The organism is Quyinboa ferrireducens, assembly GCF_042436675.1.
GTDB lineage: Bacteria > Bacteroidota > Bacteroidia > Bacteroidales > UBA5342 > JBHJHP01.
On record NZ_JBHMVA010000012.1, the window covers coordinates 116,271 to 129,214 of the forward strand.

At 40.1% G+C, this 12,944-nt stretch carries 8 protein-coding genes; 5 read left to right on the forward strand and 3 right to left on the reverse strand.

The genetic code is table 11. The features are described 5' to 3' along the window. Positions 1-21 precede the first annotated feature (21 nt). Positions 22-456 (reverse strand): c-type cytochrome, encoded by a 435-nt coding sequence (locus tag ACE01N_RS15770; protein ID WP_380591058.1) that lies wholly within the window; start codon positions 454-456, stop codon positions 22-24. 23 nt (positions 457-479) lie between these two features. Then, a complete protein-coding gene (locus ACE01N_RS15775; protein WP_380591061.1) occupies positions 480-1,766 on the reverse strand; it encodes a PQQ-dependent sugar dehydrogenase in 1,287 nt (428 codons plus the stop codon). Between the two features lie 377 nt (positions 1,767-2,143). Between ACE01N_RS15775 and ACE01N_RS15780 the strand changes: the two genes are divergently transcribed. The 4 genes from ACE01N_RS15780 (at position 2,144) to ACE01N_RS15795 (ending at position 6,881) form a co-directional block, all read left to right on the forward strand. Beyond that, positions 2,144-3,292, forward strand: a complete 1,149-nt coding sequence (locus ACE01N_RS15780; protein WP_380591064.1) for a COG1470 family protein — start codon at positions 2,144-2,146, stop codon at positions 3,290-3,292. 2 nt (positions 3,293-3,294) lie between these two features. Continuing rightward, entirely contained in the window at positions 3,295-4,251 is a 957-nt protein-coding gene (locus ACE01N_RS15785; protein WP_380591067.1) for an ABC transporter ATP-binding protein, read from the forward strand. A 50-nt stretch (positions 4,252-4,301) separates the two neighbouring features. Next, entirely contained in the window at positions 4,302-5,339 is a 1,038-nt protein-coding gene (locus ACE01N_RS15790) for an ABC transporter permease (protein ID WP_380591070.1), read from the forward strand. A gap of 114 nt (positions 5,340-5,453) precedes the next feature. Beyond that, the gene (locus ACE01N_RS15795; RefSeq protein ID WP_380591073.1) at positions 5,454-6,881 is read left to right on the forward strand and encodes a pectate lyase family protein; all 1,428 of its coding nucleotides are present in this window, start codon (positions 5,454-5,456) and stop codon (positions 6,879-6,881) included. Between the two features lie 41 nt (positions 6,882-6,922). Here the strand turns inward: ACE01N_RS15795 and ACE01N_RS15800 are convergent, their stop codons facing one another. Then, a complete protein-coding gene (locus ACE01N_RS15800) occupies positions 6,923-11,008 on the reverse strand; it encodes a T9SS type A sorting domain-containing protein (RefSeq protein WP_380591076.1) in 4,086 nt (1,361 codons plus the stop codon). Positions 11,009-11,567: 559 nt separating this feature from the next. Between ACE01N_RS15800 and ACE01N_RS15805 the strand changes: the two genes are divergently transcribed. Beyond that, a complete protein-coding gene (locus tag ACE01N_RS15805) occupies positions 11,568-12,914 on the forward strand; it encodes a vWA domain-containing protein (RefSeq protein ID WP_380591079.1) in 1,347 nt (448 codons plus the stop codon). Positions 12,915-12,944: the final 30 nt, after the last annotated feature.

A 12,944-nucleotide genomic window follows, 5' to 3' on the forward strand; every position in this document is an offset into this window, starting at 1 on the left:
AAAGTCTTACATTTAGAAAATTTATTTCCCTTCCTTCAGCTTTTCACGTACGGCCTTTACTTCTGTTGATGACACCGGTTCAGCCTTATTTCCGAAGTTACTACGGATGTACGTCAGAACTTTAGCAATTTCTTCATCCGAAAGATGCGCAAAAGGAGGCATCGGATTGGAATAATATTCACCTTCTATCTCTACATCCTCATTAAATCCTTTAAGTACAATATCAATCAACTTGGTTTTGTCACCCAAAACGAAAGACGTTTGTTTTAATGGCGGTGCAAGATTAGGAACCCCGCTCCCATTGGCCTGATGACAAGCCAGACAATTCATACGATAAACCTGTTCACCTGTTTTGGTCGCCTCACCAGTAGTATTCTGAGCATAGCTAACGGGTATTAAAAACAGTGAAAATAACGTCGCAACCAAATAACTGTGTTTCTTTACGTAATTCTTCATCTTATTGTTGGATATATTGATTTCTATTTATACAAAATACGGTATATGGTTCCGTGAGCATCGTCTGACACATACAACGAACCGTCAGGTCCCTGGGCCAGACCACAAGGGCGGTGTACAGCATCGCCGGGCGAAACCACATTTTCCATGCCGGCAAAATTATCGGCGAATATCTCCCATTCTCCCGTAGGTTTTCCATCTTTGAACGGTGCAAAAACCACATAAAATCCTTCCTGAAGTTCAGGAGCACGATTCCATGAACCATGAAATGCTACAAAGGCTCCGTTTTTATATTTTTCAGGAAACATATTACCGGTATAAAATAACAATGCATTCGGTGCCAGGTGACCGGGAAATGCCAAAGCCGGATCAATAGCAGGCCCATCATACTCTTTTTTTCCGTCTCCGCCATATTCCGGGGCCAGTATTTTTTTGTGCTGAATCTGATCGTAGTACATATATGGCCAACCACAATTGTCTCCTTCTTTAAGGGCATACATAGCTTCTGAAGGTAAATCAGCCGATTCCTGAGTTGTGCAAAGATCCGGAAACAAATCATGCAACTGATCTCTTCCATGCATCATCACATATAGTTGATTATCCTGTCTGTTCCAATCCAAACCTACCACATTTCTTAGTCCGGTAGCAAAACGTATTCCGTCCTCGTATGACTGATCCAATCCATCTGCCTTGAAACGCCATATTCCACCTGCCTGCTCAAGAATAGGACAAGGATCTATTCCGGGAGAACCTTTGGTTCTGTCCCTCTCCTGACATGCATTTGAATAAGCACCGATATTTACGTAAATGTACCCGTCATCGTCCAAAGTAAACGATTTGGAATTATGCTGACGCCTGTCAATCAGCCCACTAACTACCACCTCCGGTTGATCCGGATTCAGCACATGTTGCTTATCATCCAGTTTATAACGGTACACAGTACTGTTTGAACTTGCATACAGGTAATCGTCATTCAAATGAATACCGGTTCCGCCATAATCACCAAATCCTGACTGTTCATCTGCACGTCCATCACCATCTGTATCTGCTAAAAGCAATATGCCTTTGCCATCCACGGTACGATTCAGTTTTACATAAACTTCGCCATTTTGTGTGACGGCTATATGACGTGCCCTTCCTACATTGTCAGCAACCTTTAAAGCTGAAAATCTATCAGGCAGTTTTAGTTCAGCATTATCTGCATCAGGCTTAACACCTGCACCATTGGCTTTATTATTCTTTGCATCCATGCAATTAGTCATAACAAGCATGAGACCCAGTATTACTGTAAAGATGTACGTTTGTTTCATGACAAAAAGTTTTATGTTTACCGGAATAAGGATTGATATAGTAAAAACAGAATTAGACGCATTATGTTTGATTTATAACTATTAATCTCAGGCAAAATACATTCAGGCACTTCAAAACTCTTGCTACACCCAGGATATGGCATAAAAAAATGAATCCACGCATTCTTTGGACGAAATCTTAAAGAATCTGAAATACGTTAAGCTTTGTGAATTTAAATTATTTAACAGTAGTACTTAAATATTTGATTTATTGAAAAATATATTACAAAAGGCTTGTTTTTAAAGGGTTTGAGCAGGTTTAACGGTTTTTGATTTTCAAACATGCCATTAAATTTGCAGACCATATTGTTTATTTTTAAATATATGGAGGGTTCTTTATGAAAATTCGCACACACCACTTCGTCCTGATTTCCCTTCTTACCTTAACCTTGTTGACATTACCAAACACATCCATCTTTGCTGCCGGAGTTGAATTACATACTCCTTTTGTCAGAATTTCTGTTCCACCAGGCGAGTCAGTTGACTACACCATCGATGTAAAAAACAGTACGGGCGAAACTCAGAATATTCCGCTTTACGTGACGGGTATTCCTAAAAGCTGGACCTACAGCCTTAAAGGTGGCGGTTTTAATTTACAGGAACTTTCATTGCTACCGGGTCAGACAAGAACCGTGATGCTGAAGGTGGAAATACCGCAAAAAGTTAATAAGGGTACCTATAAATTAAATGTAGTTGCTAAAAGCTACGATGTATTACACCTGCAGATCAATGTCTCCACCCAGGGAACATATAAAACCGAATTCACTACGAATCAGATTAACATGCAGGGTCACGCAAAATCCAAATTCAACTTTACTACGAAACTACGAAACCTCACAGGCGAAAAACAGGAATACTCTTTCCACGCTTCTCCACCGGAAGGCTGGAATGTAATTTTCAAACCAAATTACAAACAGGCTACTGCTGTAGAAGTTGATCCGAACAGTACCTCAAATGTGTCCGTTGAAATAAATCCACCGTATAATGTACAGGCAGGAACCTATAAAATCCCGGTGGAAGCATCTAACAGAACTACATCGGCTTCACTTGAACTCGAAGTGGTTATAACCGGATCATACGACATGAACCTGTCAACACCAACAGGCAGGCTGAGTGATGAACTGACTGCCGGAAAGGAAAAACGGATAGAATTAACGGTTATCAACACAGGAACAAGCACATTAAAAAATGTGATTTTCAGTGCATCGAAACCACAAAACTGGGATGTTAAGTTTGAGCCGGACACATTAACTGCCGTAGTTGCAGGAGGAAATTCCAAGGTAGTGGCGATAGTCAAAGCCTATGACAAATCCATTCCGGGCGATTACGCCGTCAAATTTACTGCAAGAACCAAAGAAGTCTCATCGGAAGCAACATTCCGGCTCATGGTAAAAACCCCTATGTTATGGGGATGGTTGGGCATTTTGATCATTCTGTCCGTTGTTGCAGCCATATTTATTCTGTTCAGGAAATACGGAAGGAGGTGATTATGGATCACATCATTGAAATTTCAGATCTAACGAAAAAATATGGTGATTATCCGGCTGTAAATCATTTGAGCCTGAACATTGCCAAAGGTGAAATATTCGGACTGCTCGGGCCAAACGGTGCAGGTAAGTCCACTACGATTTTAATGCTGATGGGCCTTACCGAACCTTATTCTGGCCGAATCAGCGTGTGTGGGATCAACCCGGTAAAGCAACCAATTCAGGTGAAGAAAAAGGTGGGTTATCTTCCGGAAGATGTAGGTTTTTATGATGACTACAGCGGACTTGAGAATCTCATATATACCGCACGTCTTAATGGGCTGTCAAAACACGAAGCTGAAGAAAAGGCTAACCTTCTGATGGATAAGGTCGGTCTTGGGCAGGAAAAGAAGAAAAAGACCGGAAAATATTCCCGTGGAATGCGGCAACGCCTCGGTTTTGCAGATGTGCTGATCAAAGATCCGGAGGTTATCATTCTGGATGAACCAACCCTGGGAATTGATCCCTCAGGAGTAAAAGAATTTCTGGAGATGATCGTGGAACTGAGCAAAAAAGAAAAGATGACCGTTTTGCTTTCCTCACATCACCTGTATCAGATACAAAAAGTGTGCGACCGTGTGGGCATATTTGTTAAGGGAAATCTTCTGGCAGAAGGTGATATACAAAGCCTTTCCGCACAGCTTTTCACTAAAGAAAATACATTTATTGAGGGCGATATAGATATTTCAAATAACATTCAAAAAGAGTTGCTGCTTAAGGGGCTGAAGAATATTGAGAATATATCTGAGGTAAGGTTTGATAATAACCACTTCAATATTCGAGCACAAAAAGATGTTGCTGCAGAAGTGTCCAGATTTGTCATCAATAGTGGCGCAGGACTGCTTAGCCTGAATAAAAAAATCCTGGGACTTGATGACATTTATGAACGCTATTTCCAGGGTGCAGAGGCAACTATATGAATACAGTTAGCATTTTAAGCAGATTTAGTTGAATTTATAATTTTTCAAGCATGAAATCCAGTACAATACAACAAAATCCGGCATCAGATTTAACCTCATTTAGAAACTTTTTCTCATCATCAGGAAAGATTAAAAATCCATTATCGTCCACGTTTTGGAACATGGTAAGGAAAGAAATTTCGGATCATGTAAGAAGCTGGAGGTTTATTATACTTCTGATAATTATTTCTCTCACCTGCCTGGGCTCTCTTTATGTATCACTTTCAGGTTTTGCCGAGGTGGTAAAAAAAAGTGCTTCAAATGATGAGTTCTTTTTTTTGAAGTTGTTTACACAGTCAGACGGAACCCTTCCCTCTTTTTTTGTTTTTGTCAGTTTTCTGGGGCCGTTGTTGGGAATCAGCATTGGTTTCGACGCTATTAATTCAGAGCAAAACAGGGGAACTTTAAGCCGGATTCTGGCTCAACCTGTACCACGCGATTATGTTTTGAATTCAAAATTTATTGCAGGCACTGTAGTGATTGCCATCATGTTTTTCTCACTAAGTTTCCTGGTTATTGGAACCGGGCTGTTAGCACTGGGAATACCTCCCACACCTGAAGAATTTCTGAGAATAATGGTTTATACGCTTATAAGCGTCATTTATGTTTCCTTTTGGCTGAACCTGTCAATTCTGTTTTCTGTTAGATTTAAGCAAGCGGCCACATCTGCATTGTCAGGCATCGCAGTATGGTTATTTTTTACCGTATTTTATCCGCTTCTGATGAATCTGGTTTTAAAGGGAATACAACCATCAAGATACGCTTTGCCCAGAACAATCTTCAGATATGAAACATTAAAATACGGACTTACGCAGATTATGCCAAACGAGCTGTTCAGTGAGATCACCTCTACTCTTTTAGTACCTTCAGTGCGCAGTCTGGGCCCCTTAACCCAGGGACAGATACAGGGCGCCATCCCGGGCCCTTTACCTCTGGGACAAAGTTTAATGGTGGTCTGGCCTCAACTTACCGGACTGATTGCGCTTACCCTCATCTGTTTTCTCATCTCCTATTACATGTTTATGCGACGTGAAATACGGTCAAGATAAGCATAATTAAAAATACGAAAAAATATAAACTCTGGAATAAAGAGATAAGAAATGCTTTCGTGCTTGCAGGTATGCATTTATTGTTAATTTTATAGCCTGCTAACGAATATAATAATGAAAGAAAAAGCGCTTAAGACGATTTTTATCATATCTCTTTTTTTGATTTCGGCCTTGAATCAAAGTCAGACACCGGATTTCAGCATGATAGGTTTTGCTACGCTCAACGGTGGAACAACCGGTGGAGAGGGTGGTCAGATGGTAACGCCAACCACATTTACCGAATTAAAGCAGTATGTTGAAGCGACATCAATACCTTATATTATTCGAATTACCAAAGAATTTAATACCGGTGTTGATACGTGGGTGGATGCAGATGGAAGTATCGTAAGCAGTGATACACCAGGTGCCATAGCAACAAATTTTGGAGCTGTTTTACGTGTAGGATCCAACAAAACACTCATCGGCATCGGTGATCAGGCCTTTTTTAACCGTATAGGTCTGGTGGTTCAGTGCCAGTCAAACATTATCATCCGTAACATCCGGTTCACGATGAAAGATGTTCCTGCAACACGCGACGGTGAATATAAGATTCTGGATACGGACGGTGTCACCACAATCGGAGATCCTGACTGTATAGGTATTCAGGCTGACGCAGAAAGTATACCTGAAGCGGAACGCATCAGCCAGCACATATGGATTGATCATTGCGAATTTTATAACGAGAATATTGATAACAAAGACCGGTACGACGGATTGTTGGACAATAAGAACAATGTACAAAACATGACCATTTCCTGGTGCTATTTTCATGATCACTCCAAGGCTATGTTGTCAGGGAAAGGCAGCAGCGATGATTATAACCGGACCATAACCTTTCACCACAACTATTTCTATAGAATCTACGGTTCGAGGCTTCCTCTTTTGCGGTTCGGGCAACATCATTATTTTAACAATTTTATGGAGGATTGTGAAGGTGATGGTCTGGATCTGCGCATCAATACCAACTGTTACATCGAAAACAATTACTTTAAAGACTCAAAAAAACCCGTATTCGGAAAACTTTCAGAAAACGGTCAGGGCCTGCTGGTTAACAATATATTTGAAAATTGTAGCAGACTACCGGAAGGGATTTCAAATATTAACGGTGCAAAATCTGATCCTCTGAGCAGTAGTGAGGAGTTTGTGCGTGCCTGCAATTTCCTGCCTTCAGACCTCTATGATTATGCAGGAGTATTAACTCAAACTACCGATGTCCCTGCTATTGTGAAATCATATTCCGGTGTTGGTAAGATATCTGATGAATATACAAAGATGAAGCCTGCATCATCTTCAACAGCCAGATTCATGGCTGTTGAAAATGGCATTCAGATTATTACAGATCAGGATGGATTTTTATCTGTTTATGCAGTAAATGGCTTAAAACTTTCTGAATCCCGAATCACTGAATCCCCTTCAATTATTCCGGTAAAACATCGAGGAATATATATAATAACATTTTCTAACGCTTATAATACCCAAAGTAGTATTCTGACGATCCAGTAAATAAAAGAGGCCGCTATGTGCGGCCCCTTTTGTATTTATTTTTAATTAATTATTACAAACTTCTTCGTATAAACCTTGTCCTTTGTTCGAATCACAAACATATATTGACCAGGATCATATGCACCAAGACCAATATATACCTTGTTTTCTCCTTTCAGGAACATCTGCTGACCAACATGAACAGTTCTTCCGGTCATATCAACAATCCTGTAGTTCAATACCTGAGTTTCAGGAATTAGAACTGAAGCGGTAAGATTATCTTTAGCCGGAACCGGGAAGAGTGAAATGTTGAGATCTATTGGATCTATGGCAGACAATTCATCACCCATTTCTGCTTTTTTCAGATTAGCACCATCCCATGTAAACGGAACTGTTGTAGCAGGGAATGATATTGCTGCAGATTTTTGTAAAGCCGCACCCGAATAATACATTTTAAACGGATAGTTAACCGGTAACAATTCAAGTGTTGCTTCTCCGTTTATGTCAGTTGTTCCAAATGTTTTCCATCCTCCGGCATAATATTCGGCTGTACCTCCGTAAATCGGACTTCCACCCGGATCTTCAGTTAAAGTAACGGTAACTAACGCCGTCTGATATTCAACATCTGGTAGTGTTGAAATATTCTGACTTTTTTGTAATGTAGCGCCTCCATAACCAACTCTGAACGGATAGCTTAGTGGTAATAGTTCCATTACAGTTGGTGTTGTTCCTGATCCAAATGTCTTCCATCCACTGGCATAATACTCAGTCGTTCCGGTTAAAGGTGTTGTACCGTCTGATTCATAAAAATCAAAGGTAGCTTTAACCGTATTGAATACCACATTTGGATCTAAACCTGCATTCTGACTGGCTTCTTTCGTTGCTCCTCCATATCCGACTTTGAACGTATAACTTACAGGTAATAGTTCCATCGTTGCAGGAGTTGATCCTGAACCAAATGTATGATAACCACCGGCATAATATTCTGTGGAGCCGGTTAAAGGAGTTACACCATCACTTTCGTAAAGATCAAAGCTCACATTTACAGTGTTATATACGATGGCAGGATCCGAAGATATATTCTGACTTATCTGTTGTGATGCACCTCCATATCTTACAATAAACGAATAGTTTACCGGTAACAATTCCATTGTAGTTGGTGTTAAACCTGATCCGAATGTTTTCCATCCGCTGGCATAATATTCTGTTGATCCAACCAATGGAGTCACCCCATCACTCTCAAATAAATCAAATGTTGCCTTTGCAGTCTGATAGATTACAAAAGAATTACTGCTCAGATTCTGACTTTTCTGTAATGATGCCCCGGCATAATACATCTTAAATGCAACATTACCAAAACTACCGTCCATAATGCTTAGTATAGAGCCATTTGAATTTGTCGTTCCATCAACATCATACCATCCACCAGAATAGTACTGGACTTCGCCGCCAGCTATTCCTTTATTTGCGCTGTTGACAAGCCTGATATATGAGATGGTTTTTTCCATTTCCGAACCTTCAACAGTCAGTGTTTGCTGAACAGCAGGATTATCCACGTTACCGAACCTGAATGGATAATTACCCGGCAAAAGATTCATCGTCGGTTTTGTAAATGGTTTCCAACCACTTGCGTAATACATAATATCACCTGTAAAATGAAGTGTTACCGCTGTGCCTGTAAAAATAACAAGTGGATCCGTTCCAACGTTTTGTGACTTTTGCAGGCTTGAACCACCATAGTAAACTTTAAATGCATAATTTACAGGAAGCATATCTATTGTTGCTGTTGTGGTACCAAATGGCTTCCAACCACTGGCATAATACATTCCGTCGCCTGCAAGTTCTCCACCGTCAGCGTCCAGTAATTTCATGGTAACAGCTACTGTATTGAATACAACAACCGGATCACTTCCAACATTCTGACTTTTTTGCAAACCAGCACCACCATAATAAACTTTAAATGCATAATTTACAGGAAGCATATCCAGAGTAGCAGTTGTATTACCAAAGTCTTTCCAGCCACTGGCATAGTATTTACCATCACCTTCCAGTTCAGTTAAGCCATCTGAAGATAAGAGCTTCATGGTAACTGCAACGGTATTGAATACCACAACCGGATTATCTCCAACATTCTGACTCTTCTGCTGTGAGGCACCTCCATAATAAACCTTAAAAGCGTAATTTACAGGAAGCATGTCGAGTGTGGCAGTGGTTGTCCCAAAATCTTTCCACCCACTGGCATAATATTTACCATCACCCACTAACTCTGTTAAGCCATCTGAAGATAACAGTTTCATGGTAACTGAAACTGTATTAAACATCACAACCGGATCAGTTCCCACATTCTGACTTTTCTGCTGACTTGCACCACCATAGTAAACTTTAAATGCATAGTTCACCGGGAGCATTTCCAATACAGCAGTGGTCGTTCCAAAATCTTTCCAACCGCTTGCATAATATTTCCCATCACCGGTCAGTTCTGTTAATCCATCAGAAGAAAGCAGTTTCATAGTCACGGGAACCGTACTAAATACGACCAAAGGATTATCGCCCACATTCTGGCTCATCTGCTGATAAGCGCCGATATAATTCATTTTAAATGCATAATTACCGGGCAACAATTCTACCTCAGGTGTATTACCCGTTGCATCTGTTACACCAAATGCCTTCCATCCACTGGCATAATATGTTGCGGTTCCACCTTCGAGACCAGTACCAGCAGAATTTTGTAATCTTACCACAACTGCTTTTGTCTGGAACAGAACCGGAGTTGTTGTCGCAATGTTTACGTTGGACAATTGCTGATAAAAACCTGCCCAGTTCATTTTAAAGGCAAACTTTGTTTTATCAGTGTCCAGCATAAGAAATATATTTCCATTCACATCCGTAATACCGGCTTGCTTCCAGCCAGCGTCATAATACGTGGCAACTCCACCCTCAAGGCCATTCCCTTTACTGTCAATCAGTTTTATGTGAGCCAGACCTTTTGCCATTGAACATCCTCCAATCGTTAGATCTACCCTTTCAGCTCCTCTGAAATTAAATGTATAGGTTCCGGGTAATAACTCCATCGAAGGCTTATTAAAGAACCTACTGTCACCTGTTGAACCACCAAAAGAAATATCTCCGCCATAGTTTAACGTCACATTTGTTGTATTCCATGTTAAAAGATTTCCATCAACCGGAAAATTAATTTCAGTTTTGTAGTCGGTTGTACCCTGATATTGCATACGGAAAGAGAATGTTCCGGGAAATAATTCGGCCTCTGTTTCACCTGGGTTAGAACTTCCTGTATTCCCTCCCGGAAACCACCATGTTCCTGTACTTGAACCAGAGCCATAAGCTGGAGATCCACCATCCAGAGGTTCACCACCGCAGGTTTCAAGCCGCAATGTCAACAACTGGGTTTGAAAGCTATAAATGGAACTCAACTGCTGTGCCACAACACTTGCGGAATTATTGAACTTCATCTCATAAGAAAGATTCTCATTAGATCCGTCCCTGATATCAAGCAAAAGACCATCGGCATTGGTTTCTCCGGATACAAACCACTGTGTTGGAGATGAATATCCTCCACGGGCTTTACCACCGGCTAATGGATTCCCATCGTGATCCAAAAGCTGAAGCTGAGAGAAAACTTTTTCAATGCTGGTTAATCCATGATAATCCATTTCAACGACCATTGATCGCGGATCATTCCACTTATAACCAATATGGAATGTCATGGTATTTCCATAAAAATCGTTTGGAAATAGTTCCCTCGTATTCCAGATGCCATCCGTTGCACCAAAACTGCGCCAGGATCCACTTGCACGGTAGTCCAGATAACCTCCGGACCAGTGAATGGTAATACGTGTAGTTGAGAAGTTAAACGTATTACCTTCAGGGGCAACAACAAATTCAACCCTGTCAGTACTCGTACTTTCATAAATAGCAAAAAGCCTGTAAGTATCACCTACAGTGAGATCAACACTTGTCCCGGCATCATATTGCCCAACATAATTGGGACCTTTAAATACCTGGTACTTTGCTTCAATCGGATTTCCCTGGCTGTCGTACGTATTAACCAATACGGTCGCACCTTCAGCAGAAAATCCCAGTGTCAACAGAAATAAACATAACAATAGAAAGGTTTTGTTCTTTTTCATTGCAAGATTTTTGTGATTGCAAATAATTTATTAAGTAAGGGATAAGTAAAAAATTACTAAGGTTAATCAGGTATGTTAACCTGAAGAACAGAGAAGAACATTCATAATATTCTAAGGCCAGATTGTTCAGACGCGGTTTTTAACGTTATAAAAACTGCAGAGTGAATGTTACAAATTGAATTTATGTATGGGTGATTTAATATTAAGGTATAATAATTCCTTGTTAATGGAAGATATCAATGTATATGTCAAAATTTGAGAATACATTCAAAGTGGGGTTAACATTTAATTCTCTGCATTTTAAGACATCTAAATTTAAATAAAAGTAAATTAATTACATATGGGTAATTCATGCACTTTTTACCTTTTTTGAATAAAGTAAAATCAATGCAACCATTTCCATTCTATCACACTCTGTTAACCATTAAATCTATTAAAACAATCTGATATGAAACTTTACTTAAACCTACTTATTTTTACAATTCTTATTCTTATCATCAGCTCCTGCGATACTGGTAATTATGAAACCGGATTTTATACATACTGAGATTTTCAAAGTATGCAGGGTATTCCGGAAAATGAACAGTATAAAGATTACGGAGAAAATCCGTTTGTAAATGTAACTGATGATCCTGTTTCCACATTTTCGGTTGATGCCGATGGTGGTTCATATGCCAATATGCGTCGTTTTATTAATTCAGGACAAGTTCCACCTGTTGCATCCGTAAGAATTGAGGAATACATCAATTATTTTACATTCGATTATCCTGAGCCAACAGATGGTGAGAATGTGTCCCTGAATTCAGAATTATCTACCTGTCCATGGAACAGTGAACATTACCTTTTACGACTCGGCATGAAAGGAAAGAGCATTCCCGTTAATGAATTACCGTCTTCCAATTATGTATTTTTGATTGATGTATCCGGATCCATGAGTTATGACGACAAACTTGAGACTCTCAAAGCAGGGTTTAAAACCATGGTGGATAATCTGGGTCAAAATGACAGAATAGCTATTGTAACTTATGCCGGTCACGCCGGTGTGTTACTCCAGTCAACCTCAGGATCAGAAAAAAGCAAGATTAAAAAAGCCATAGATAAATTGGGTGCAGGTGGTTCTACTGCCGGTGCTGAAGGCATTAAAACAGCCTATGCCATTGCAGAAGAAAACTTTATTGAGGGCGGAAACAACCGGGTAATTCTTGGTACCGACGGTGATTTTAATGTTGGTCCCTACTCTACCGAAGACCTTGTTGAACTTATTGAGGAAGAACGTGAGAGCGGTGTTTATCTTACCGTTTTGGGTGTTGGAACCGGAAATCTGAATGATTACATGATGGAACAGGTAGCCAATAAGGGCAACGGGAATTATGAATACATCGATAATGCCAACCAGATAAAAAAGGTATTTACCTATGAACTTGCAAAATTCTATACCGTGGCTAAAGATGCCCGCATACAGGTTACATTTAATCCGGACAAAATTGAAAGCTACAGACTTATAGGTTATGAAAACAGACAGATGGATGATGAAGATTTTAAAAATGATTCTACCGATGCCGGTGAGATTGGTTCAACTCAAACCATTACAGCACTGTATGAAATTGTGATGAACCCTCAACATACCGATGGAATCTATGCTCAGTTTGACTTCAGATATAAAAAACCGAATGAGGAACAAAGCCGGTTGATCTCACATGAGGTTACTTCAGAACCGGTAAATCTGGCTTCAGCATCTGAAAACATGCGGTTTGCAACAGCTGTAGCCGGATTCGGATTGTTGATGAAAGAGTCTGATTACATGGGTACCTTGAACAAAGAGATGGTGATCGATCTGGCTATAAATGCCAAAACATTTGATCCACACGACTATCGTCAGGAATTTGTTAGATTAGTGTCAAAATAGCTTTTCAGAGCTAAGCGGAAGCAGGAAAGT

Coding starts and splice junctions, on each gene's coding strand:
- ACE01N_RS15770 (WP_380591058.1), bottom strand. CDS start 456: ATGAAGAATTACGTAAAGAAACACAGTTATTTGGTTGCGACGTTATTT.
- ACE01N_RS15775 (WP_380591061.1), bottom strand. CDS start 1,766: ATGAAACAAACGTACATCTTTACAGTAATACTGGGTCTCATGCTTGTT.
- ACE01N_RS15780 (WP_380591064.1), top strand. CDS start 2,144: ATGAAAATTCGCACACACCACTTCGTCCTGATTTCCCTTCTTACCTTA.
- ACE01N_RS15785 (WP_380591067.1), top strand. CDS start 3,295: ATGGATCACATCATTGAAATTTCAGATCTAACGAAAAAATATGGTGAT.
- ACE01N_RS15790 (WP_380591070.1), top strand. CDS start 4,302: ATGAAATCCAGTACAATACAACAAAATCCGGCATCAGATTTAACCTCA.
- ACE01N_RS15795 (WP_380591073.1), top strand. CDS start 5,454: ATGAAAGAAAAAGCGCTTAAGACGATTTTTATCATATCTCTTTTTTTG.
- ACE01N_RS15800 (WP_380591076.1), bottom strand. CDS start 11,008: ATGAAAAAGAACAAAACCTTTCTATTGTTATGTTTATTTCTGTTGACA.
- ACE01N_RS15805 (WP_380591079.1), top strand. CDS start 11,568: ATGCAGGGTATTCCGGAAAATGAACAGTATAAAGATTACGGAGAAAAT.